This window comes from Chryseobacterium angstadtii (assembly GCF_001045465.1).
Classification (GTDB): Bacteria; Bacteroidota; Bacteroidia; order Flavobacteriales; family Weeksellaceae; genus Chryseobacterium; species Chryseobacterium angstadtii.
The window spans coordinates 1096517-1121845 of the sequence record NZ_LFND01000001.1 but is presented as its reverse complement, the minus strand read 5'-3'; the positions used below and the strand labels follow the sequence as shown (position 1 = coordinate 1121845).

The window sequence follows — 25329 nt, the reverse complement described above, 5'->3', positions numbered from 1 at the left end:
CAAAATTAAACATTATTCTCCAAAAACTTCATGTCCTGTGTTCAAAGTATCTTTATTGTCGTTCATTACACTGTGCAGCTTATCTTTCTGGGCAGGAAAGTTTTCGAATAATCCGGAGAGAGCCAATGCCGTATATACTTTGTTTGAATATCTGTTTCCAATGGCTACAATCGTTACTTTTGATTTCAGAAGATGGGCAAACACGGAATTGGTTCCATGCCACCAGCCGTTATGATAGGTAAGCTTCTCCCCGTTATCAAAGATTTTCATTCTGAAACCTAGCCCATAATTATTCATTCCCGCTTTTTCATTGCTGTAAGGTGTGAAAACCATCTGCATCAGATCCGGCTTTAAGAAATCTTTAGAAAACATAGCTTTTGAGAAATTATAAAGATCTCTTGGCGTTGTGTACACATTTTTGTCTCCATAAATAAGATCCAGCCTGTCCAGAGGATACAGTCTGTTTCCGCCATAGTAGAAAGACTGTGCCGCCGTAGGAATATCTTTCTCCTGGAAAATATAGCTATGCTCCATCTTCAAAGGCTGAAATACCATTTCTTTCATTGCCTGAGGGAAAGGAGTTCCCGTAACTTTTTCTATCAGCAAAGCCAGCATCGCGAAATTCGTATTACAGTACATAAAACCTGTATCCGTATCTCTTGCCAGATCCGGCTTATATTTGATAATCATATTCAGCACATCCTGATTGGTAATGAAAGATTTTGAAAGTTCCTCAGCAGTCTGTGGTATTTTGGCAATGAAGTATTCGTATTTTGGAAGGCCGCTTCTTTGATCCAGTAAGGTTTGTACCGTAACGTCCGGATAAGGAAATCCCGGAAAATATTGAGTAAGATGATCGGTAAGTTTTATTTTTCCGGCTTCCACCAATTTCAACATGGCCATAGCGGTAAGCGTCTTAGATACGGAAGCTACATGCAGCGGCGTATTTTTATCAATGGGCATCTGGTTACCTTCTCTTCCGAAACCTCTGTAATTTTCGTACAGAATTTCATCTCCTTTTGCCACGAGTATTCCTCCGCTCAGGTCTCCTCCTTCCCAAATCTTTTTGTAGTACTGATCAATGTATCCCGTGAGTAATCCTTTATCCCCAAGCTGGCTGTCCTCTTTGGTAAATACAGTTCCCAGATCTACGTTTCCGTAATTAGGAAGATTGGTTGTGTTTTCAGCAGAAGCCTTTTTGGATTCAGCATCTTTTTTACAGGAAATAAGGGATAAAAAAACAGTTACAATAAGTACAAAATTACGCGTCGTCATGAGTATCAAAAAATGAGCAGCAATTTAATAAAACTCAAAATAAATCTTCAATCTGCAACCTACATTATGAATTATTTAACATTATTAAATACACTTTTGAAAAATATAAAATTATATGACGTACATCTTCTCAATGTGGAGAAACTTTCTTATAATTTAGATTAAGTACTTATTTTTCAAAGTGTAAAACTTACTAAGAAAGTTTTTTAGAAATACATATTTTAAACAAATTAATCATAAAAAAGATAATTTATACTGAATTTAGGCGATTATTTGCATTTTTATTTTTTGCATTTATGTCTTGTTTGCGGGAAATATGTATTTTTGCACTCAATAAAAAATAAAAATATGTTGAAAAAAATTTACTTTTTCTCTTTCTTCTTTTTGGTTATTACTGCTCTAAGAGCACAGACGCCACTTATATTAAAATTTTTGGTGACCGATGTTAACAACCTAAAAATAAAATTAAATACTCAAGGCATCTACAACTACTCATATGTAAAGACCAACAACTCTGCTATTACAGGTAATGGAACTGGATACACGGGTTTAACAGAAATAAGCGTTCCTTCAATAGGAACATATACTATTTCAATTACACCTACAGGCACTTTTAGACTTGGTTCCGGAACTGATGCAGATAAAGTTGTAGAACTAACACAATGGGGGCAAATTACCTGGAATACTAATTTATCAGGAATGTTTTCTGGATATGCGAATATTCAAATTACAGCAACTGATATTCCCGATTTTTCACAAGTTACTAATCTCAGCTCGTTTTTTTCAGGCTGCACCAACTTATCAATTGTAAACAATATTAACAATTGGGATGTGGGCAACGTGACCAATATGAATAATTTATTCTTTAATGCCAAGGCTTTTAATAAGCCAATTGGTAATTGGAATACATCAAAAGTTACTGATATGAACCAGATGTTCTTTTATGCTGATGCATTCAATCAGGATATTGGCAATTGGAATGTTTCAAATGTGACTAATATGAGTTCAATGTTTAATCGTGCGAAGGCATTCAACCAGAATATTAATAATTGGAACGTGTCAAATGTTCAGAATATGTCACTGATGTTCGAAGCATCTCAAGCGTTTAACCAACCATTAAACAACTGGAATACTTCCAATGTCACAAATATGTCTCAAATGTTTTCTTATCCAAGTTTTAACCAGGACATTTCCTCTTGGGACGTATCTAATGTTACCAATATGTCTCGTATGTTTTGGTCTAACAATAACTTTAATAAAAATTTAGGCAATTGGACACTTTCTCCAATAGTCAATTTGACAGAAATTTTTGGCTATAGTGGCTTAGATTGTGGAAATTATGGGGCTACATTAAAAGGCTGGGCTGAAAATCCTAATTCTCCACTTGGAAGACTCGTCGGAGCAGTTGGAAGAACTTATGGAAATGGCGGCCAAACATTTCGTAATCAATTAATTAACAACAAAGGCTGGACATTTGTTGGAGATATTTTTTCTCCAAACTGCTCAGAGCCTTTTTTACTTGTTGAAGAAATAAAATCAGGCAAGACAAAATTACTGCTGTACCCAAATCCTGCCACAGAAATGATCTTTATAAAATCAGAATACATCACTAAATCGGTACAAGTTTTAGATGCTTCAGGAAAAGCATTATTGAACAAAGTTGGGGAAACAAATCAATTAAACCTACAACAAATTCCTACCGGAACCTATTTTATTAAAATTGCAACAGCCGATGGATCTGAGAGTATACACAAACTCATAAAAAAATAAACAATAAGTAAAAGTTGCCTTTTGCTATGTAAATATACCAGCTTCCGGCAATAAATGGAAAAGCACAGATCGTAGGATCTGTGCTTTTTTATAATTTAAAAATATCATTTACTGAAAATCATTTGGAAAGGTTACGTCAAAAATAGATTTGTAACTATATTCTAACACCGATTAGTAACTTCAGCAAGGATGATTAACTATCTTGCAAACCTCTCCACAATTTTATCTACAATCACCTGTGCCAGCTTCTCCTTACTTTGATGAGTCCAACCTGCAATATGCGGCGTTACGATGGTTTTCTCAGATTCCAGGAGATACCGGAGATCTTCATTTTCTGTTTCAAGATTTTCGAAGGAAGATTTTTCGTATTCCAGAACATCGAGACACGCGCCTTTTACTTTCCCGGATTTCAAAGCATCAACTAAATATTCAGTTTCTACATTTTTTCCTCTTGCGGTATTGACGAAATAAAAGTCTTTTTTCATTCCGGAAATAAACTTTTCATCAATAAGGTAATGGGTTTCAGGAGTAAGCGGGATATGCAGGCTTAAAACATCTGCAGACTGCTGCAGTTCTTCCAGACTAACCTGTGAAGCGTACTCATCTGCAAGTCCTGGAAGGATATCATGAAAAACGACTTTACATCCAAAGCCGGAAAATCTTTTTGCCGTAGCTTTTCCCATATTTCCGTACCCGATAAGGCCTATCGTCTTTCCCAGAAGCTCATCACCTCTATTCTCTTCGCGTTTCCAGATTCCGTTTTTTACTTCCTGAGAGGCGATAAAAAGGCGGTTCATCAGGATCAACAGCATTCCCACAACATGTTCTGCTACAGAATCTCTGTTGCCTTCCGGAGAATTAATCAGTTGAATACCCAGCTTTTCAGCAACCGGAATATCAATATTTTCCATTCCGGCACCAACTCTGGCAATAAATTTCAGATTTTTCCCATTTTCCAGGAAGTTTTTATCCAAAGGAATACGGCTTCTGATAATAATACCGTCGTAATTTGAAATCTTACTACAAACCTCATCATAAGAGGACGTAAAATCCTCTTCCAGCACAAAATTTTTAGCTAAAAGCTGTTCTGTGATGAGGGGATGATTTTTATCTAAAAGGAGAATTTTCATTTTTTAAACACGAATAATTTAAACACTAATGACACTAATTATTTCACAAATGACACTAATGTGAATTTTGTTTTATAGTGTACCATTGATTACTCTTTTTACTCCGCATTTAAAATGAGGTATAGTAAATTTTGAGTTAAAAAAGTTCGGGTTATTTCTTCTCTTTTTTACCTTCCTTTGTTTCTTCCGGTTCCTGGAAAAGCTTTTTAAGCTCTACAGACTCCAGAGGCTTCATTCTTCCGGAAAGGATTAGTGAAAGTTCTTTTCTACGGAATGCCGCTGCAAATCTTTCTTTTTCTTCATCTGTTTCCGGGATCATTTCCGGGATAGGAATCGGACGGTTAAATTCATCAACTGCCACGAAAGTATAAATCCCTGCATTCGTATGGATTTTTTTCTGATTGATTGGATCATCCAACCAAACATCAACATATATTTCCATAGAAGTAGAAAACGCTCTTGAAACCTTAGATTCCAATACCACTACTCCTCCTTCGGGAATCGGGTGATTGAAAGAAACGTGGTTTACCGATGCTGTTACTACTCTTCTTTCGCAATGTCTTGCCGCGGAAATAGAAGCACAACGATCCATTTTTGCAAGAAGTTCACCTCCGAAAAGGTTTCTTAAAGAATTGGTTTCGTTCGGAAGAACAATATTGGTCATAATGGTCAGGGATTCTGACGCTTTTTTTATTTTTGCCATTGAGTCTTAGTGTTGTTTTGAGCTGCCGGAGCCGGTTGAATGTTTTTTCCGGCCGGTTTTGATAATGAATCTTTTTTCAGGGAATCTGAAACTGCTGCTTCCGGAGTATGAACCATTACTTTTATGGTATCTTTCACAATTCTGTGGGTAGAAGTCTGTACGGAAACTTTTTCGAAAGATTTTTTCCCGAAAAGAAGCTCTTGCTGGGTAAACGCCAGATAAGCAATTCCCGCTACAGGAACAGCAATCAGGAAAGTCCAGAGGATCGTTTTTTTAAATTGATAATCTTTTTCCCTGTTCTCTGTACTGATGATTTTCTCTCCGTTATTGATATCTGAGATTCTGATCTCTTCCAATCCATAAAAATCAGGGTGCCCGGATTCTATTCTTTTCCCTTTGAAATAGGTTTTATCTTCTTCAATATTGATGGTTCCAAGATTTTGAATGTCCAGAACCTGATCTGCCTGAAGTTTTTTCTTCCAAAAATCAGTCTGAATTTTCAGGTCACTTTTGGAAGCTTCCAGAGACATCTGCTTCTGTTCCGCAATAAAGGCGGCCAGTTCATCGGACTGCATTTCATAATCCGCAGCAAAAACGATTTCGCTTGCAGGGGGAAGGATACTTCCGTTCTCCGAATTAATAATTGCTTTGGAATTTTTAAGCGAAAACACGCCAAAACCCGGAACCGTCACAGTTCCAAATTGTTTCAGATATTCTAAAATGTAAGCTGAAATATTCATTTAGCAGCAAATTTATAATTTTTTCATGACTTTTTGAAGAGATTTGTAGGATATAAAAAAAGACTGCCGAAACAGTCTTTTGAATATTCTGCAATAAAACAGGAATACTATTATTTAAGTATTTAAAACAGACACAAAAAGGTTAAAATACTGAAAGACAAAATTAAAAATCCGCTATTTTGCATTTTTACCCTTTCACTTCTCAGCCTCTTCAGCCTTCTCAGCTTTCTTTGCCATCTTAGCTTTCTCCTCTTCTCAAAATCCTATTGAATCTTCCAGCTAATCCCAAACATAAAATTAGTGCCTGCCTGGGCAAAATAATAAGGATCACCACTGTAAACGGCACCATTATTCACATATTTTTTGTTAAAAAGATTATTCACCAGCAGTTTCAGAGCAATATCATTATTAGCTATCGTAAACTGATACTGAGCATTAAAATCTGTCAGGAAATAGTCTTTAAGCTGCAGGTTTTTATTGTCCGTATTATCCAGATACTGTTTACCGACATACTGATTCGTTAATGCAAACTGGAAACTCTTAACTGGATTAAATTGCAGGCCGATATTGGCAATAATGTTCGGCGAGAATGAGATCTCCGTATCGCCAAGATTTTGAAGATTTCCATTGTTTTTAATATGAAAATCAATATTCTTGTTCTGGCTCAAACTAAGATTCCCGTTCACTTCCCATTGTTTGGACAGTTTTGCCAATAATCCGATTTCCACTCCTCTTCTGTAGCTCTCTCCGGAGTTGGTTCTGATAAATGCACCTACATTGTTCAGCTGCCCGTTCAGCACCAACTGATTCACATAATACATATAGTAAAGGTTAGCAGTTACAGATAAAAGACCAAACTGCTTTTCAATTCCCGCTTCAAAATCATGAAGCTTTTCAGCTTTCACTTCATTGTCACTCATCAGATCGTCTCTGTTAGGCTCGCGATGGGCATGTGCATAGGAAAGGAAAACCTTTCCGTTTCCGATTTTATAGTTTACTCCCGCTTTCGGATTGAAGAACAGCCAGTTTTTATCGAGGTTTCCGCCTTCACCGTCTCCGGCAGTAAGGATTTTAGTATCATAATCAATATTTCTGATCTGAAGATCTCCGAAAAATTCAAAATGCTCCCCGGCTCTCCATAAAGCTTTTGCAAAACCTGCCAGTTCAGTTTTCACCGAACGGTTTCTGTAATATTCATACTCATTGATCTGTGGAAAATAGACTCCGGTGACATTTCCAAAATGTCTTCCGTAATACTGGTTGGCAACCACTCCAAAGTTAAGATCTACGTTATCCAGTTTTCCATACAAAGTGGAAACAGCCCCGTAAAAATCATTATCCAGCCATTTTTTTCTGATAAAATCGGTTATTTCCACAGGAGATCCATTGACAATAGGTACCGGTAAATTATAATTGGAATAATGTTCTGCTTCCGGATCCGTTTCATCAACTCTTCTGTAGTTTTCATAATATCCTCTTCCTTTGGTATAATGCAGTGTTGTTTCCAGACTCCAGCTATCACTGAATTTCTGCTCCCATAAAAGCTGATAATGATTCTGTCTGTAATTATCCGTTTCATTATCATAGAATTTTACTTCTCCCGTAAAAAGGTCCGTATACTGTCCTGCATAGTTATATCTGGGATTGGTTTCCCAGGTTGCCCTGTCTATCCCGTTCCACGCCTGGTAGGTTTTTTCTTTTCCTCCGAAAGCCATCAGACGAAGCCTTGTTTTACCTTCCTCAAACAATGCCGTGAAATTATAGGAATCTAAATTAGATGAAGCCCTGTCTATATAACCATCGGAATGAATACGCGTATATCTTCCCATCACAGAAAGCCTGTTTTTCCAGAATTTCCCTGATCCTACTTCCGCTGAATATTTATAGGTATTAAATGAACCGTAACTATCATCGGTTTTAAAATACATTTTCTCATCCGGTTCTTTAGAAATCACATTAATGCTTGCTCCAAACGCAGAAACTCCGTTATTGGAAGTCCCTACTCCTCTTTGAATAACAATCTGGGACGCAGAGCTGGTAAGATCCGGAACATTAACAAAAAATGTCCCCTGACTTTCAGAATCATTGTACGGAACTCCGTTCATCATCACATTAATTCCTTTTCCAGCTACCCCACGAATTCTGAATCCGGTATACCCGACTCCGTTTCCAGCATCGGAAGTAGAAATAACAGAAGTTTGATTTTTTAAGAGAATCGGAAGATCCTGACCCAGATTTCTGCTGTCTAAATCTTTCTGTACATTGATGATCTCCTTAGCAACAGGAAGTCTTTTTGTAAAACTGACAGCCTCAATTTCCCTTGTTTTCAGGGAATCTTTATTTTGCGCCTGGACAAAGGCAGCAGCGCCTACGGTAAGGCCTAAAAAAAATAATCCTTTCATTCTATAAATCTTTAAAATTTAATGAATAAAAGGGGCGGATTAAATAATGTAACAATTTACTAATTTAACAGTCTAGCAATGAGATTGGTATATTATCATACTATTCCATTGATACATTTTCAAATTTCCCTAAACAGCATTATCCGTTCCAGGTTCATTGGGTATAATCTCAGCCTGTTAAAGCACCCCTTTATTTCAGCCGCGAAATTACAAAAAAAATGTGAGATGTTGATGCAGGTTCGGGGTAACGGTTTCGGGATGCGGGGTTTTGAAATACGAGATAAAGGATTTCGAGTTACAATGCTCCATTGGATGATAAAAATAGTGTAATTAGCCAAATCGGAGTGAGGCTTTAAACATGAAAAAATTCATTTTATCCCCCATTTCAAAAAGCCAAAAGCCAAAAGCTAGCCGCCAGAAGCTTACTGCTTATAGCCTATCGCATCAATACGTCTTATTTCCAGCATCAATATAGTAATAGTTAGCTCCGTCTTTCGTTACTTCAAACATTTTCCCCAATTTCCAGCTGAAATTTCTTTTGATATTGGAATATTCAAAAGGAACAATCACTTTATTATTCACATCAATTACTCCGAATTTGTCATTGTGGGAAGCAACAATCATAGGATGGGCAACATCATCCCCTTCCATGATATACAAATACTGATACTGCGGATAGATCTGATAATCCCTGTAATCGGCTGCATTTACAAATTTTGCTTTTTCAATAATTCCATAGAATCCGTTCAGTACATAAGCCTGGTAGAGCTGTTGTTTATACTCTTCAAATTTACATTTTCCAAGATCCGATTCTTTGAACTGATATACTCTTTTTCCGGTTTTATCAACACGGTAAGAGATCATATCTTTTTCTACGGTAGCATATTCCTTTGATCCGAATTTTCTTGCTTTTTCGTTGGGTGAATTCAAAAGGTTACAGTCTTCATAAAAAAAGACGGCAATATGATATTCAGGCTGAATAATAAATTTTCCTTTCTGATTAACATATCCGAAGTTTCCGTTTTCCTTTTTCGGGATCAGAACCGGAAGATCAGGATTAATAATCACAAGATCCGGATTCTTCTTAATTCCCGCAGATGGCTTATTTACCACAGTTTTCTTTCCCTTCTTTACCGGAAGTTTTTTCACGGATTTCGTTTGGGAAAAAACGAAAATCGAAATAAATACGCACAAAAAATTCAGGATATTTTTCATATTCACCATTTGTCTGCAAAATTACGACCAAAAATAGAAATTATCAAATTCATATTTATAAAGAATCTAAATAATTTCATTCTGATAAAATAGTAAAATTTCGTAATTTTGGGAACATTTTGAACTGTATGATCATTTTAAAACGTTCTGAGATGTGATTTTTGACATTGATGGTCAAAAAAACATGAGAACGTTATCCAAAAAAAGGTTTTAAGACAAGACGGATGGTAGATAAACACTTCACCAATTCTTTCGGAAAAATCTTTTAAAACTGTTTTGGAATAAAATATCATCTTACGTTTTAAAAAAGGTGTAGATTATGCTGGCTTTACTTTATTCCGTGTTGTGTGTCAGGATACAACAGCTCAAAATGGGCATTATTGTACTTATACAGACTGAAAAAGGAGGCTGCAGTACTAAACAAACATTTATTAATCTACCTTAAAATTGAAAGACTTCTATTATTATGAGCATTTATAAGGATTACATCAAAGAGATTGAAGAAAGAAAAACCCAGGGGCTTCATCCAAAGCCAATTGATGGTGCTGAATTACTAAGCGAAATCATCGCACAAATTAAAGATTCAGGTAATGCAGACCGATCAGATTCTCTTCAATTTTTCATTTACAACACATTGCCGGGAACTACAAGTGCAGCAGGTGTAAAAGCTAAATTTTTAAAGGAGATCATCCTTGGTGAATCCGTAGTAGAAGAAATATCACAGGCTTATGCATTCGAATTATTATCTCACATGAAAGGAGGTCCTTCTATTGAGGTACTATTGGGTCTTGCTTTAGGTAATGATATTTCTGTTGCTAAAGAAGCTGCAAAAGTTCTTAAAACACAGGTTTTCCTTTACGAAGCTGATACCAATCGTCTGAAAGAGGCTTACAACAGCGGTAACGAAATTGCCAAAGAAATTCTTGAAAGCTATGCACAGGCTGAGTTTTTCACAAAACTACCGGAAGTTGCAGAAGAAATAAAAGTAGTTACTTTTATTGCCGGTGAAGGAGATATCTCCACCGATTTACTTTCTCCCGGTAACCAGGCTCACTCCCGTTCTGACCGTGAACTTCACGGAAAATGTATGATTACTCCTGAAGCACAGGAAGAAATCAAAGCACTTCAGGCACAGCATCCTGACAAAAGCGTGATGCTTATTGCTGAAAAAGGAACAATGGGGGTTGGTTCATCAAGAATGTCAGGAGTAAACAATGTGGCTCTTTGGACAGGTAAGCAGGCAAGCCCATATGTACCATTCGTTAATTTCGCTCCGATTGTGGGAGGAACCAATGGTATCTCTCCTATTTTCCTTACGACTGTAGACGTTACAGGAGGAATTGGTATCGACCTTAAAAACTGGGTAAAGAAACTGGATGAAAACGGAAATCCTGTTCGTAACGAAAACGGTGACGTAGTTCTTGAAGAAGCTTATTCAGTCGCTACAGGAACTGTTTTAACGATTAATACAAAAGAAAAGAAATTATATAACGGAGATCAGGAATTAATTGACCTTACCAAATCTTTCACTCCGCAGAAGATGGAATTCATCAAAGCCGGAGGATCTTACGCTATCGTATTCGGTAAAAAGCTGCAGACATTTGCTGCTGAGCTTTTAGGAATAGAAACGCCTCTTGTTTTTGCTCCGTCTAAAGAGATTTCTCACGAAGGACAGGGTCTTACGGCGGTAGAAAAAATCTTCAACAGAAATGCGGTAGGTTCTACACCTGGGAAAGTATTACATGCAGGTTCAGACGTTCGTGTGAAGGTAAATATTGTTGGTTCTCAGGACACAACAGGTCTTATGACTTCTCAGGAGCTTGAATCAATGGCGGCAACTGTCATTTCTCCAATTGTAGACGGTGCATACCAGTCAGGATGTCACACCGCTTCCGTATGGGATAAAAAAGCTCAGGCGAATATTCCTAAACTGATGAAGTTCATGAACGATTTCGGTTTGATCACAGCACGTGACCCGAAAGGTGAATACCACGCTATGACAGACGTAATTCACAAAGTTCTTAACGATATTACCATAGACGAGTGGGCTATCATCATTGGTGGTGACTCTCACACAAGAATGTCTAAAGGGGTGGCTTTTGGAGCAGACTCAGGAACAGTAGCTCTTGCACTGGCAACTGGTGAAGCATCTATGCCAATTCCGGAATCTGTAAAAGTGACCTTCAAAGGAGATATGAAAGAACACATGGATTTCCGTGATGTGGTTCATGCTACCCAGGCTCAAATGCTTAAACAGTTCGGAGGAGAAAACGTATTCCAGGGAAGAATCATTGAGGTTCACATCGGAACACTTCCTGCTGACCAGGCATTTACATTTACAGACTGGACAGCCGAAATGAAGGCAAAAGCGTCTATCAATATTTCTGAAGACAATACGCTGATTGAATCACTGGAAATTGCAAAAGGCAGAATCCAGATTATGATCGAAAAGGGTATGGACAATAAAAATCAGGTTCTTCAGGGACTGATTGACAAAGCCAATAAGAGAATTGCAGAAATCAGATCTGGTGAGAAACCTGCTTTAACTCCGGATTCCAATGCAAAATATTATGCTGAAGTGGTTGTAGATCTTGATGTGATTGTAGAACCAATGATTGCAGACCCGGATGTAAATAATGATGATGTTTCCAAGAGATATACCCATGATACCATCAGAGCTCTTTCTTACTATGGAGGTGAGAAAAAAGTAGACCTTGGTTTCGTAGGATCTTGTATGGTTCACAAAGGAGATTTAAAAATTGTCTCTCAAATGCTTAGAAATATCGAAAAGCAACAAGGGAAAGTAGAATTCAACGCACCACTTGTAGTAGCAGCTCCTACTTATAATATCATTGATGAATTAAAAGCTGAAGGAGACTGGGAATTTTTAGAGAAATATTCCGGTTTTGAATTTGACGATAATGCTCCTAAAGGCGAGGCTCGTGTAGAATACAAAAACATGATGTATCTAGAGCGTCCCGGCTGTAACCTTTGTATGGGTAACCAGGAAAAAGCAGCAAAAGGTGATACGGTATTAGCTACTTCTACCCGTCTTTTCCAGGGAAGAGTAGTTGAAGATTCCGAACGTAAAAAAGGAGAATCTTTACTGGCTTCAACTCCGGTTGTTGTTTTATCTGCCATTATCGGAAGAATTCCTAACATAGACGAATACAAAGCAGCTGTAGAAGGTATCGACCTTACTAAATTTGCTCCGCCTATCAAGGAGTTAGTTCAGGTTGGGCATTAATACAATGTAACGAAAGTCTCAGGACTTTTAAAAATAATATGATTGAAAGATTTTAGTCCTGCGGGATCTGAAATCTTTCTTTTTTTGTTTAGAACCTTTCCATTTAAGGCCCGTTAAGAATTATTTTAAATGAAATAGAAGAAAAAAATTCCATTTTTTCCTTAACTTGATAGAAACAAAACATTCTGATCATTTATAAGAATTATCCTTTTTATAGATCGAAGGAATAGAATTTGATGAATTGTAGTAACAAAAGAATATTTTCCGTTTTTTAACTATCCAATTGATGACGGAAAAACTGATTTGAAAAAAAGAAAAATTAAATTAAGATATGACTTTTGATATTGATATGATCAAAAAAGTGTACGAGCGTTACCCTGAAAGAATTGCTGCGGCAAGACAAATTGTGGGAAAACCGCTTACACTTTCAGAAAAAATTCTCTACACCCATCTTTGGGAAGGGAATGCTACACAGGCACACGAAAGAGGAAACTCTTATGTAGATTTCGCACCGGACAGAGTGGCTATGCAAGATGCAACCGCACAGATGGCGCTTTTACAGTTTATGCAGGCCGGAAAAGCCAAAGTGGCTGTTCCTTCAACAGCTCATGCAGATCACCTGATCCAGGCGAGAATAGGTGCTGAATCAGATTTACAGGAAGGTATCAATAAAAACTCTGAGGTATTCAATTTCCTGAGTTCCGTATGTGATAAATACGGGATAGGATTCTGGAAGCCGGGAGCAGGAATTATCCACCAGGTAGTATTGGAAAATTATGCATTTCCAGGTGGAATGATGATAGGTACCGACTCTCACACAGTAAATGCCGGAGGTTTAGGAATGGTAGCCATTGGGGTAGGAGGTGCCGATGCAGTAGACGTTATGGCCGGAATGGCCTGGGAACTTAAAATGCCTAAGCTTATCGGAGTAAAACTAACCGGAAGAATGAACGGATGGACTTCTGCCAAAGACGTAATCCTGAAAGTAGCCGGAATTCTTACCGTAAAAGGCGGAACAGGATGCATCGTAGAATATTTTGGTGAAGGAGCTGAGTCTCTTTCGGCAACCGGTAAAGGAACCATCTGTAACATGGGCGCTGAAATCGGAGCTACAACTTCTACTTTCGGATATGATGATTCCATGAGAAGATACTTAGCGGCAACAGGAAGACAGGATGTAGTAGATGCTGCCGACAAAATTGCAGAACATTTAACAGGAGACGCAGAGGTATATGCTAATCCAGAGCAGTATTTTGATCAACTGATTGAAATCAATCTTTCAGAACTTACGCCACACCTAAACGGACCTTTCACTCCGGATCTGGCAACACCAGTAGCAGAATTCAAAGCTAAAGCTGAAGCTAACGGATGGCCGCTGGAAGTAGAATGGGCTCTTATCGGTTCATGTACCAACTCTTCATACGAAGATTTGTCAAGAGCTGCCTCTATCGTTGAAGATGCAGTAGCAAAAGGAGTAAAACCAAAAGCAATATTAGGAATCAACCCTGGCTCCGAGCAGGTAAAATTCACAGCAGAAAGGGACGGATTCTTAAATTCTTTCAGAAAATTTGAAAATGCAAGAATCTTTACCAATGCCTGTGGACCTTGTATCGGACAATGGGACAGAGAAGGTGCCGAAAAAGGAGAGAAAAACTCCATCATTCACTCTTTCAACAGAAACTTTGCAAAAAGAGCTGACGGTAACCCGAATACGCACGCATTCGTAGCTTCTCCGGAAATGGTAGCTGCTGTAGCGATCTCAGGAAGACTTGATTTTAACCCGATTACAGATACTTTAACCGCTGAAAACGGTGACCAGGTAAAATTGGATGAACCAAAAGGATTTGAATTACCTGCCAAAGGATTTGCAGTAGACGACAACGGATACCAGGCTCCATCTGAGGACGGTTCCAGCGTTGTTGTTAATGTAAGCCCTACTTCAGACAGGCTTCAACTCTTAGAAGAATTCCCTGCCTGGGACGGTAAAAACATTGTTGGAGCTAAAGTACTGATCAAAGCCTTCGGAAAATGTACTACCGACCATATTTCTATGGCGGGTCCATGGTTGAAATACAGAGGTCACCTTGATAATATTTCAAACAATATGTTGATAGGAGCTGTAAATGCTTACAACATGGAAACCAATAAGGTTAAAAACGAACTTACCGGAGAATATGGTGAAGTTCCGGCTGTACAGAGAGCTTATAAAGCCGCTGGCGTTCCTACGATTGTTGTAGGAGACCAAAACTACGGTGAAGGTTCTTCAAGAGAGCACGCTGCCATGGAACCAAGACATCTTGGTGTAAAAGCTGTACTGGTAAAATCATTTGCAAGAATTCATGAAACCAACCTTAAAAAACAAGGAATGCTGGGATTAACTTTTGCCAATGAAGCTGATTATGACAAAATCCAGGAAGATGACACCGTTAACTTCTTAGATCTTGATCAATTCGCTCCGGGTAAGCAGTTAACTTTAGAATTCGTTCACGCGGACGGAACTAAGGATATTATCATGGCTAATCATACTTACAACGATCAGCAGATCGAATGGTTCAAAGCCGGTTCCGCTCTTAACCTGATTAAGCAACAAGAAAATTAATTAATTGTTAGATTGAATTAATCATAAAGAATCGGCGCCCTTTGGGCGCCGATTCTTATTTTATTTTATCCAGAAGACCACTGCGGTAGCTATCCCCGATCGGGACTTCATCTTCTGAGAACAGAACTACTTTCCTGGCTCCTATATTTTTAGCTTTATCAAGATTGATGATAAATGATTTATGAATCCTGATAAACCTTGCCGAAAGCTGGGTTTCCAAAGATTTTAAAGTATCCAGGACAATATATTCTTCGGTTTCCGTGCGGATATTCACATAGTCTTTAATACTTTCCACATACAGAATATCGTTAAAATTAATCCGGTGCTGCTGCCCTGAGGATTTCACGAAGAAATAAGAATCTTCACTGTTTTCAGAGGAAGGAAAACGTTCCTGTACTTTTACTGCACTTTTGTAAAACCTTTCAAAGGAAACAGGTTTTAAAAGATAGTCAACAATATTATGTTCATAGCCTTCCAGTGCATATTCCGAGTACGCTGTGGTGAGTATATACTTTTTCTTATCCCCTACAATCTTCATAAAATTGATTCCCGTAAGTTCAGGCATCTGAATATCCAGAAAGATCAGATCTGCCTCATGATGCTGTATGTATTCCAGTGCGGAGATAGGATTTTCTGAAGAAAAAACAAGTTCCAGAAAAGGGATTTTCCTCACATAGTTTTCCAGTAGCGATATGGCCAGCGGCTCGTCATCTACAATAATGCATTTAATCGTTCTCATAAGGGAAAATAATTCTTAAATCTACGATAAATTCAGATTCGAGGTCTTTTATATACAATTCATGTTTCTTGGGGTACAGAATTTCCAGCCTCTTTTTCACATTGTCGATCCCAATTCCGGACGCTTTATCTTTTGTCTTCTGATTCTTATAATTGTGAAGGTAGAAATGAAGAACTTTATTGTCATCCGAAACTTTTAAGACAAATCCTTTTTCACGAAAATCTCCATGTTTAAAAGCATTTTCTACAAACGGCACCAACAACATAGGTGAAATATTGATCTTGGGATAACTGATATTTTTTTCAATCACCAGCATCTCCGGATTTTTAATTCTGAGTTTTTCCAGGCCAATCAAGCTTTCAATGTATCCTATCTCCTTGTCCAGACTGATCACATCTTTTTCCAGATCTTTGGTGCTGTACCTCAGCAATTCACTCAGTTTTTCAATGGCCGGAAGCGCCTTATCCGAATTCTGATACACCAGAGAATAGATATTATTTAAAGAATTAAAAATAAAATGAGGATTGATCTGGGTTTTAAGGGCCTGAAGCTGGGCATGTTTATTCTCTTCAATAAGTTTGATTCGCTCTGCTTCGGCAGTGAAATAATATTGGAAAAACCAGAGATTCGTACTTACGAAAATCGTTAAGCTTGAGTAATAAATGTTATCATAAAAATAGAAACCCAAAGTGGTTCCTTCAGCATAGTTTCTAAAACCCATCAGACTCGGCAACAACATTTCTTCTATAGAATATCTGAACAGTACAAAAAAGAAAACACCAATAAAAAAGCCAATGATCATCAAATAGAATTTCTTCGGATTGAAAAACCTGGGTGCCAAAAGAAAATAATTAACATAAAAACCCAGAAAATTAGCTATCAATATGGTGACATTCAAAACCCCGAAACTATCCTTACCGTACACCATCTTTGAAATGAAAGCGTTGACGATAAAAATCAGCCAATATGAAAAATGGAGTAAAAAAATCTGTTTTTGCTTCATGCCCAAATGTAAGGATAGACCCACCGACATTCCTAAACATTTCCGACGAAACCCGGTTTTTTTCCGATGAAAATATTTTGAACGGAAGAAATCCCGCTCAAATCTAAATGCTGTTTCAGCAGAAAGCTCCGGATCATACCTTTGACCCAAGATTTTAAACCATGAAACTAAAATATATATTCATCATCAGTCTTTTTTCCGTTTCACTATCTGCACAGGTTAACAAGGACAGCATTCAGCATGTGGAACAGATCAATCTTCTGGTGAAAAAAAAATTGATTGAAAGAAAAGCAGACCGCCTGATCTTCAATGTTGAGGCATCCATCGCTTCACAGGGTATGGACGCCTCAGAAACCCTTTCTAATGTCCCGATGCTTAAAGTAGATGATAATATGGGCTCTATTTCCATTGCCGGAAAAAGTACTGTAAATGTTATGATCAATGGGAGAATGCTGAATCTTTCAGGAAATGCACTTTTAAATTATCTGAAGTCCATCCGTTCGGAAAACATTTCAAAAATTGAGGTGATCACCACACCTCCTTCCAAATATGAAGCTCAGGGAAACAGCGGCCTCATTAATATTATTCTGAAAAAGAATCCGAATTTAGGCTTCAGCGGAAACATCAATTCCAACCTCATCCAGCGAACTTACTCCGGCTTCAGTTCCAATGGCTCGCTTAATTATCAGACCGAAAAATTCAGCAGCAGCCTGAAACTGACGTATTATGATTCAGCCAAGCGTACGGATGAAAATTATTCGATTATCGGGGCCACTCAAAACTACAGCAATTCCATCCGCAGGGATATGTGGAAGGAACTGACTCCAACTCTTAATCTGTCTTATAAAATCAGCAAGAACGCTGAGATAGGAATGGAATACATCTATGCTCATCAAAAATCCGGGATGGATATCGTGAATACCACTAAAAATATAACCTCAGCTCTTCAGGAAGAAAACCTGCTGACCCATACTTTTCACCGTGAAAAGCTTCCGACGCACACTTTAAGCGCCTATTATGATCTCAAACTCGACTCACTGGGAAAAAAGCTGAGTATAGCAGGAAATTTTTATAAAAACAATTCTGATACTGAGGTTAATTTTTCTACCCGCAAACTCTCGGACAACTCTGTACAGGACGTGAAAACCATTTCACTGGTTTCCCCTCAAATCTTTTCGGTGCAGGGAGACCTGGAGCTGCCTTTTTCTTTCGGAACCATTGAAACCGGAGTGAAGTTTAATCAGTTTAAAAACAATTCGGATCTTCAGTATTATAATCTGAGCGGTGGACAATATACTCCGGATTATTCCAGAGCCAATATTTTCGAGTACAGAGAGGAAAATTATGCTGCTTACTTTAGTTTTGCAAAAAATTTTGGAAAGCATTGGGAAACAAAAGCAGGTATCCGGTACGAAAATACGAATGCAGAAAGCTTTACCCCGGCCACCAATTCCGGGAATAAATACCAGTACGGACAGTGGTTTCCTTCTGCCTATGTTTCTTACAAAGAAGATAAAAATGTATTCAGTTTTTCTTATTCCAGAAGAATTAACAGACCGAGTATGGGCAATCTGAATCCTTTCCGCTGGTATTCAAACCCTTATTCCTATTATTCAGGAAATCCGCTGCTTACTCCGGCTTATATCAACAATTGGGAATTGGGTTATACGTTTAACAATAAATTTTCGGCCAGTGTATATTATCTGAGAATGAAGAATGCATTTGGCCAGATTTCTTCTCTTGATGATCTTTCCCAGATCTCAACCTACCTGAACTATTACAACAATAATTTCTGGGGACTGAACGCCTCTTATACGGATACTTTTTTTAAATTTTGGGAAACCAGTATCTCGATGAATGCATCGCTTCAGAATTCATCCGTATTTAATATTGATGCAACACCTCAGAAAGGAAGCTCATTCACCTATTCCATCAACAATACGTTGGCTTTAAACAAAAATAAGACGCTTGTATTTTTCCTGAATTACAGCCACAGTCTGCCTTACAAAAATGTAAATTCCTATTTCTATGCTTTCCCGGAACTGACTTCAGGATTAAAGGTTTCACTCATGGAAAAGAAACTTCAGATCAATGCAACGGTTACCAATATTTTTTCCCAAAGATACCGTGGAGAGCTGTATTTCTCTGATAACACCCAATACATGAACAACTACTGGGATGGCAGAAGTTTCCGTTTAAGTGTTAATTATACTTTTGGAAGCGGCAAAAAGAAAATTAGTAAGAAAAATATCAATTTTGAAGAAAAAGAAAGAGTGTAATAGCAGGCTTTACTGGCTCAGTTTCAAAACTTTGTTAGTAAAATAAATGCAATCAAATCTTATAGGTTTTGAAAACCTATAAGATTTCGTTCTCTAAAATATATATTGATTTTTTTAGTTGTAGGTCTTAAAGCGCAGCTAAAACTTAATATTCTTAAAAGCTTAACAGAATCTTAATGGCTTGAATTTTTTCTCTCGCAGATAGCAGATGAGCAAAAATAAAAATCTGCATCATCTGATTAATCTGCGTGAAATTTTAAAATCATATGATCTCTACCCGTTCCTACTTTTTGCAATTGATCCTTTATGTTATCCACCCAAACAAAAAAACAGAGAATGATTCTCTGTTTTTTTGTTTTATTCTTATCCGTTTTTAAAATTTAAATTCTACCCTCGCGAAAACGAAACGTCCTCCTATACCATATTGAGAAACCTGTCTGGAATACACAAACTGATTATCTGCTGTCAATGAACTGATGTTCGGGCTTTTGGAAGGAAGCACATTGAACAGATTGTTCGTCCCTATCGTAGCTGAAATATTTTTGTTGAAATCGTAGCCTACGGAAAGATCGGTAACAAAACGGTCATTTAAAACGAAATGTTCTCTGCTTTCGGTAACGCCATCAAAATTGGCATCCAGTACATCAGCATCCGTCACTTTTCCAAAGTATGAATTTCTGAGAGCAATTGTAAGAGATGAGAACTTCAGGGTATTGGCAAGAGTCGCCTTTATACGGGGCACAGCTTCTTCAAAATATACTCTGTTGGGTTCAGAAAAATAATTATTGATCTGACTTACCAACTTAGGTGAAGCGTGAATTTCACCGACTCTTCTGGTCTGATTAAGATTAAGTCCCAGGTTATTTTCCAACGAGATTCCCTCAGAGATTCTCGAAGTCTGGGAAACGGTAATATCTAACCCTTTTGTCTCGGAATCTACCGCATTCGCAAAGAAATTGGCAGCACTGGCTCTCGCTAAATCAAATGCTCCCTGAAGAACTGCCTGATCTGATCCCGGTTCAAAACTTCCTTCCGGACGAAAGAACAAATCTGTAAGCACCACTCTGTCTTTAATTTTTATCAGATAAGCATCAGCCGTAAATACCAAGCTTAAAGAAGGAATCTTCCATGTAATTCCTGTACTGTAGGATTGGGAGGTTTCCTGTTTCAGTTTTGGAATTCCTAATGCCTGAGCTGCCTCGGAATTATTTCTAAAGGTTCCCACCTGTGTGGTTTTTCCCTGCTGAATTAATGTAGATGTTGAGCTGTAGTAAATCTGAGCAAGTGAAGGAGCTCTGAATCCTGTAGAAACCGCCCCTCTCCAGTTAAAATTATTGGCCAGCTTTACATTGGTTGCCAGTTTATAGTTAAAAGTAGACCCGAAATCTGAATAATTTTCGAAGCGAACGGCTCCTTCCAATAACCACCAGTCTGTAGGCTCTATTTCAACATCCGCGTAGGCGGCAATGCTGTTTCTGCTTCCGGAAACGGCATTATCAGGACTGAAGCCCGGAAATACCTGAGAACCTGCCGGTCTTACATTTCCAAAAAAATCGGTAACCTTTTCGTTTTCAGGAGTAGCAGCAGTTACGACACGTCCATAAATATCGTAGGATACATAAGAGTTTTCGTTACCTGCATTTACTTTATAGTTTTCGTATCTGTATTCCCCTCCAAAAGCCAGGTTCAAGCCGTGCAGCACATCATATTTTTTGGAAAAATCCAGATTCAGGGTATTTTGTAGGAATTCTGAGCCTCCTGCTTCAAAGGTTCGTGGTGAAAGATCTCCCAACGACGCGTTGAACGTGTTCACCACTCCGAAATTAAAGGTGTTCTTTCCAAAAGTATTGCTGAGATCTACATTCCAGCCGTTCCATTTCCCTTTGATTCCTCCGGCTAAGGAATAATCATTCACACTCGCTTCAATCTGCGGTAAATATCCGTTCGGTGTGACAGCATTGATATTTCTTTCTGTATTCGGTAAACGGAAAAAACCTCCTGCATTTCCGAGACGATAACTGTATCCCCCGAAAGAATACACTTTCCAGTCTTCATTCACCGGAATTTCAGAATTAAAGAAAAGCTGGGCAGACTGGAGTTTAGACTGTCCCGCTCTGAGGCTGAAATCTTTCCTCTCCAGACCTCTATAATTAAGCTCCTGATTTGTAAAATCTTGTCCTAATAATCCTTGCAACTCAGAGATGCTTCCCGCATTGGATATCTGAGACTGAAAAGTCGGTGAAAAATAATCAACCTGAGAAGCGTACTGCTTTACGGTGTTGATAATCTGCTGAGTATTGGAGGTATTGGTGATGTTCTTATAAAGCCCGTCGATATTAACTCCACTTTGTAATGCCCGGTAATTAATGGCATTATAGGCATTAAAGATATTTCCCTGGCGTACTCCTGCTCTGGAATACGGATCTCTGTACTGCACGGATCCGGTGACATTTACGAAACCTTTATCTCCAATTTTAGCACCATAATTAAGGTCTGCAGAAATAGTCTGTCCATCTATTCCTCCAGAAAAATTATTCGTGGCCGGTGATGCATATCCTCCTAAAAATACCTGTCCCGAAAGACCTAATCTCTTTTTAAGACCTAAGTTGACGACTCCGGCTATCGCATCTGAACCATACTGGGCAGAAGCACCGTCTCTTAATACTTCTATTTTTTCCAATGCAAATGCAGGAATTGCATTAAGGTCCGTTCCTACCGAGCCTCTTCCGGGCGTTAAGGTAACATTGATGAGTGAAGACTGGTATCTTCTTTTACCGTTGAGCAACACCAGAACCTGATCCGGACCAAGCCCTCTGAGAAGAGCAGGATCCACAAAATCAGTTCCGTCATTAACGGTATGAGATGTAGAAGAAAATGAAGGCACCACATAATTAAGTGCCTGGCTTATATTATTAACCGGACTTTGTCTTAAAATCTTTGATATATTGATGATATCCACAGGAACCGGAGTTTCCGTAAGTGATCTTCCAGCCCCTCTTGAGCCCAGAATCACCACATCGTCTATCTTTTTGGATGATGTAGAATCTGACTGTCCGAAGTAGAATGCTGAAATAAGTGCTGCTGAAGCTATGATTGTTTTTTTCTCGAAATTGCGCATGTGTTTTCTATTTTTTATTACTGATTGTTGATTTGATTTCAGGCCATAGTTATCCTGCAACCTTTATTTTAAGGTTACGGTAAAAGCCGGAATGAATTTGTATTATTTTTTTTAAAAAGATTGGGATCACAGGCAAAACCTGGGGAAGAGAAAACGGTTTTTAACGCAAAGTTTCATCTTATTAATGCTTAATTTTTGAGGAAGGCAAAGACTGTGACTGCGTCACTGATTAAGCTATCGTATAAAACATCCGCTTAATCGAATCAATTTCATTGATTCTGTCTTTATTTTCTCCTTTATCAATAGAATAATTAATTTCTTTGCGTCAAAAAACTTTATACGCTCCCATAAGTTTTGAAGTTGATCCGAGGTCTAGAAACAACAACACATGCGCATGTAGAAATGGCATGAAAAGAGATCAGAATAACGAAGTGCTCCTTCATGATCTGAAAAACGAAAATTAAAATGGGTCAAGTGGTTTCCCTTGTCTTTAAACATTGATTTTATTTTTTTAAAACAAAAATTTCAAGATGGGAAGAAAAATAGAAAATAAACATTTTTTCCGGGCAGGCCGGCTTATCTATTTCAGCACCTTGCTTGTTTTTGCAGGTTGCTATCCCATCTATGAGATTCTTGATAATTACATGGCAAAGATATGATTATTTCGGAAATAAAAAAATAAATGCATAAAATTTTAACTTTTCGCAAATTTTCCCGTAACAAACTGCTTTTTTTTACGTCTAACTGAACAGTAGTAAAAAACATTATGAGAAAAACTATATTAACTTTATCTCTGCTGGGATCTTTTTTCGTCTATTCACAGGAAAAAAGCAACAACGGCCCGGAGAAGGAAAAGCAAATTGAAGGCGTAGTTATTACTAAAACTAAAAAAGCCGTTGAACAAAAAGCCGACCGTACTATTTTTGATTTTTCGGAACAGCCACAGCTTAATAACGGGAATGTTCTGGAAGGGATAAAAAAACTTCCGGGGCTGGTTTCTACGGATATTGCCGGAATGATGTATCAGGGGAAAATCCTGGATGTTTATCTGAACGGAAGGCCTTTAAATATTACTTCGAATGAATTAAATTCTTTCCTTGAAGGGATGCCTGCCAACTCGGTAGACAGAATTGAAGTGATCACTCAGCCAGGCGCTGAATTTCCTGCAACTTCAGGTGGTGCCATCATGAATATCATCACGAATAAAAATGCCAATAAGTATTTAACGGCTACTTATTCAGGGAATTATTCTTTCACCAATTACGATAAGTTCAGAAACAGAACCACACACTCTCTCAATCTGAATGCAAGAAATAAACTTTTCGGCTGGCAGCTGAATGTAGGGCAAAACTACCGTGAAAGTATGCTGAACGGGGATCAGGATGTCCTTCTTCACAATAACACGGACAGAATTGGACGTGGATATTTTGCAAAATCCGGGGTAACATTTGATCTTGGTCAGGACCGATTATTGCTGAACTACGATATTTATCACAACAATAACGACAATTATACTGCGAGTAGAGGACTTGCCGATATCCTTGTCAACGTTAATCCTATCCAATACAGAGAAGCGGATTATGAAGCATCAGATGTTGCACATACCAATAACCTGAGACAGGAAGCTGTTGTAACTTATCAGAAGCGTTTCAGCGACAAGTCTCAAAAGCTGGATTTCCAGTTTGGATATACAAAATCCAATTCTAAATTCTCTCAGGACAATTTTTTCCAGCAAGGAAATTATACTGATAACGGGCAGTTTTTCCGTAATCCGGGGATTAATGGAGTACTTAATAATGAGTCGGATATGAGGATAGCCAACTTCAAGATAGATTACTCGCAGCCGATCAAGCTTATGGATGGTGGAAAAGTAAGTTTAGGAGGTTTGTACGAAAAACAAAATTATGATACGGAAAGTAAAGGTCTTACGAATCTAGAGTATCAGAGACAAACGGCTTCAACTTACCTTGAATTTCAGGCCAAGTTGAAGAAATTCGACTTTATTCTTGGGGCAAGAGCTGAAAATTATGATATTTCCGGTATCACAAGACAGGTAAAGGATGGTGTGGTTACAGAAAGAGATCTTACTCCTTTTAACAGGTTTAAGCTTTTTCCTAATGCAAGTGTACAGTACAACCTGATGAACCAGGTTTACGTAGCAGCAAACTACAACAAAAAGATCAGCCTTCCGAGTATTTCCGCCCTTAACCCGAATAACGTAACATTCGGCAGCCCGAATACACAGGTAACGGGGAATCCGGATCTTCAGCCTACAATATTTGATAACTATGAATTAAAAGTTTCAGCTTTTGATTATGCTTTTATCGGATACAGTGTAAGTTCGGCTAAAGATCAGGTTGCGCAGATCGTGATGAAAGACGGTAAGAACCTTTTCAACAGACAGGTGAATATTTCGAATATGAAAATTCACAATTTCAACTTTGGTCTTCCGGTTCCGTTTATGATTTTCAGTAAGCCGATGAGTGAGATCATGAAGTTTGATTTTAATCCTGATAAAATTAATTTCATGTATCTGTATGCAGGATATCAAAAGCATGAAATTGATAATTTAAACAACAAAGGTTTCTGGATTTTTAATATCATGACGCAGTTACTTCTACCGAAAGATATTAAATTAACAGCCAACTACAGCTACCTGACTCCAAAGGCAGGATATTTCTACTTCACCGCAGATAAACCATTCAACAATAATCTGGATATTACACTTACGAAGAAGTTTATGAATAACCGCCTTACGGTTTCCGTATTTGCAAATGATATTTTCAATGGACAGGTGATGCAGGTGTATTCCAATCCGCCTGAAGGACAGCCTGTAATGATCCGAAGTAAGTATGATACCCGAAATTTTGGTATTTCTATCAATTATAAAATTCCAACAAGAAATAAACTGGCGAAGGAAGATCCAAATATCCTGAATCAGACTAAAAAAGAGGATACTGGTGTGATGCAGCAGGGACAGTAATTTTTTAGAATCAAAAGTTATAGAGTAAGGCCGTGAAGATATTTTACGGCCTTATTTTTTTATTTATCGCAAGGATACACAAAGGTTTTTTGATATAATCCCGGATTTAAGGTAAACAAGGGCGCT

General features: G+C 38.0%; 15 protein-coding genes and 1 riboswitch. Of the genes, 6 read left to right on the top strand and 9 right to left on the bottom strand.

All coding sequences use genetic code 11. From position 1 onward, the window contains the following. Positions 1–12 precede the first annotated feature (12 nt). Positions 13–1275: a serine hydrolase domain-containing protein gene (locus tag ACM46_RS04965; protein ID WP_048505459.1), complete on the bottom strand. Its 1263-nt coding sequence runs from the start codon at positions 1273–1275 to the stop codon at positions 13–15. A 348-nt stretch (positions 1276–1623) separates the two neighbouring features. On the opposite strand from ACM46_RS04965, the gene ACM46_RS22780 reads away from it, so the two are divergent. Beyond that, the gene (locus ACM46_RS22780; RefSeq protein ID WP_053082667.1) at positions 1624–3045 is read left to right on the top strand and encodes a BspA family leucine-rich repeat surface protein; all 1422 of its coding nucleotides are present in this window, start codon (positions 1624–1626) and stop codon (positions 3043–3045) included. Positions 3046–3242: 197 nt separating this feature from the next. Here the strand turns inward: ACM46_RS22780 and ACM46_RS04955 are convergent, their stop codons facing one another. The 5 genes from ACM46_RS04955 to ACM46_RS04930 all read right to left on the bottom strand — a co-directional run bounded on the left by ACM46_RS04955 (position 3243) and on the right by ACM46_RS04930 (position 9235). Then, complete coding sequence (locus tag ACM46_RS04955) at positions 3243–4175, bottom strand: 2-hydroxyacid dehydrogenase (RefSeq protein WP_048505458.1); 933 nt, start codon at positions 4173–4175, stop codon at positions 3243–3245. A 151-nt stretch (positions 4176–4326) separates the two neighbouring features. Further along, on the bottom strand, positions 4327–4878 hold the full coding sequence (locus ACM46_RS04950; RefSeq protein WP_048505457.1) for an acyl-CoA thioesterase: 552 nt from the start codon (positions 4876–4878) through the stop codon (positions 4327–4329). Further along, the gene (locus ACM46_RS04945) at positions 4866–5618 is read right to left on the bottom strand and encodes an HU domain-containing protein (RefSeq protein WP_048505456.1); all 753 of its coding nucleotides are present in this window, start codon (positions 5616–5618) and stop codon (positions 4866–4868) included. The genes ACM46_RS04950 and ACM46_RS04945 overlap by 13 nt, the downstream gene beginning before the upstream one ends. 263 nt (positions 5619–5881) lie before the next feature. After that, positions 5882–8020, bottom strand: a complete 2139-nt coding sequence (locus ACM46_RS04940) for a TonB-dependent receptor (RefSeq protein WP_048505455.1) — start codon at positions 8018–8020, stop codon at positions 5882–5884. 444 nt (positions 8021–8464) lie between these two features. Beyond that, entirely contained in the window at positions 8465–9235 is a 771-nt protein-coding gene (locus ACM46_RS04930; RefSeq protein ID WP_048505617.1) for a WG repeat-containing protein, read from the bottom strand. A 466-nt stretch (positions 9236–9701) separates the two neighbouring features. Between ACM46_RS04930 and ACM46_RS04925 the strand changes: the two genes are divergently transcribed. Continuing rightward, positions 9702–12482, top strand: coding sequence for a bifunctional aconitate hydratase 2/2-methylisocitrate dehydratase (locus ACM46_RS04925; RefSeq protein WP_048505453.1), 2781 nt, complete (start codon positions 9702–9704; stop codon positions 12480–12482). 331 nt (positions 12483–12813) lie between these two features. Beyond that, positions 12814–15081: an aconitate hydratase gene (locus ACM46_RS04920; RefSeq protein ID WP_048505452.1), complete on the top strand. Its 2268-nt coding sequence runs from the start codon at positions 12814–12816 to the stop codon at positions 15079–15081. Between the two features lie 55 nt (positions 15082–15136). Here the strand turns inward: ACM46_RS04920 and ACM46_RS04915 are convergent, their stop codons facing one another. Both ACM46_RS04915 and ACM46_RS04910 read right to left on the bottom strand, forming a co-directional pair. After that, complete coding sequence (locus ACM46_RS04915) at positions 15137–15820, bottom strand: LytR/AlgR family response regulator transcription factor (RefSeq protein WP_048505451.1); 684 nt, start codon at positions 15818–15820, stop codon at positions 15137–15139. Continuing rightward, positions 15807–16622 (bottom strand): sensor histidine kinase, encoded by an 816-nt coding sequence (locus ACM46_RS04910; protein ID WP_241485967.1) that lies wholly within the window; start codon positions 16620–16622, stop codon positions 15807–15809. Before ACM46_RS04910 ends, ACM46_RS04915 begins: the two co-directional genes overlap by 14 nt. Before the next feature lie 164 nt (positions 16623–16786). On the opposite strand from ACM46_RS04910, the gene ACM46_RS23485 reads away from it, so the two are divergent. Then, complete coding sequence (locus tag ACM46_RS23485; protein ID WP_173426459.1) at positions 16787–16930, top strand: hypothetical protein; 144 nt, start codon at positions 16787–16789, stop codon at positions 16928–16930. Between the two features lie 54 nt (positions 16931–16984). Continuing rightward, positions 16985–19102: an outer membrane beta-barrel family protein gene (locus ACM46_RS04905; protein ID WP_048505449.1), complete on the top strand. Its 2118-nt coding sequence runs from the start codon at positions 16985–16987 to the stop codon at positions 19100–19102. Between the two features lie 373 nt (positions 19103–19475). Here the strand turns inward: ACM46_RS04905 and ACM46_RS04900 are convergent, their stop codons facing one another. Further along, positions 19476–22220, bottom strand: a complete 2745-nt coding sequence (locus ACM46_RS04900) for a TonB-dependent receptor domain-containing protein (protein WP_048505616.1) — start codon at positions 22218–22220, stop codon at positions 19476–19478. 546 nt (positions 22221–22766) lie between these two features. Further along, positions 22767–22865: riboswitch (SAM-I-IV-variant riboswitch) on the bottom strand. Positions 22866–22986: 121 nt separating this feature from the next. On the opposite strand from ACM46_RS04900, the gene ACM46_RS04895 reads away from it, so the two are divergent. After that, positions 22987–25203, top strand: a complete 2217-nt coding sequence (locus ACM46_RS04895) for an outer membrane beta-barrel family protein (RefSeq protein ID WP_048505448.1) — start codon at positions 22987–22989, stop codon at positions 25201–25203. Positions 25204–25329: the final 126 nt, after the last annotated feature.

Coding starts and splice junctions, on each gene's coding strand:
- ACM46_RS04950 (WP_048505457.1), bottom strand. CDS start 4,878: ATGGCAAAAATAAAAAAAGCGTCAGAATCCCTGACCATTATGACCAAT.
- ACM46_RS04955 (WP_048505458.1), bottom strand. CDS start 4,175: ATGAAAATTCTCCTTTTAGATAAAAATCATCCCCTCATCACAGAACAG.
- ACM46_RS04940 (WP_048505455.1), bottom strand. CDS start 8,020: ATGAAAGGATTATTTTTTTTAGGCCTTACCGTAGGCGCTGCTGCCTTT.
- ACM46_RS04945 (WP_048505456.1), bottom strand. CDS start 5,618: ATGAATATTTCAGCTTACATTTTAGAATATCTGAAACAATTTGGAACT.
- ACM46_RS04925 (WP_048505453.1), top strand. CDS start 9,702: ATGAGCATTTATAAGGATTACATCAAAGAGATTGAAGAAAGAAAAACC.
- ACM46_RS23485 (WP_173426459.1), top strand. CDS start 16,787: ATGAAAAATGGAGTAAAAAAATCTGTTTTTGCTTCATGCCCAAATGTA.
- ACM46_RS22780 (WP_053082667.1), top strand. CDS start 1,624: ATGTTGAAAAAAATTTACTTTTTCTCTTTCTTCTTTTTGGTTATTACT.
- ACM46_RS04930 (WP_048505617.1), bottom strand. CDS start 9,235: ATGAAAAATATCCTGAATTTTTTGTGCGTATTTATTTCGATTTTCGTT.
- ACM46_RS04900 (WP_048505616.1), bottom strand. CDS start 22,220: ATGCGCAATTTCGAGAAAAAAACAATCATAGCTTCAGCAGCACTTATT.
- ACM46_RS04915 (WP_048505451.1), bottom strand. CDS start 15,820: ATGAGAACGATTAAATGCATTATTGTAGATGACGAGCCGCTGGCCATA.
- ACM46_RS04920 (WP_048505452.1), top strand. CDS start 12,814: ATGACTTTTGATATTGATATGATCAAAAAAGTGTACGAGCGTTACCCT.
- ACM46_RS04905 (WP_048505449.1), top strand. CDS start 16,985: ATGAAACTAAAATATATATTCATCATCAGTCTTTTTTCCGTTTCACTA.
- ACM46_RS04910 (WP_241485967.1), bottom strand. CDS start 16,622: ATGATCATTGGCTTTTTTATTGGTGTTTTCTTTTTTGTACTGTTCAGA.
- ACM46_RS04895 (WP_048505448.1), top strand. CDS start 22,987: ATGAGAAAAACTATATTAACTTTATCTCTGCTGGGATCTTTTTTCGTC.
- ACM46_RS04965 (WP_048505459.1), bottom strand. CDS start 1,275: ATGACGACGCGTAATTTTGTACTTATTGTAACTGTTTTTTTATCCCTT.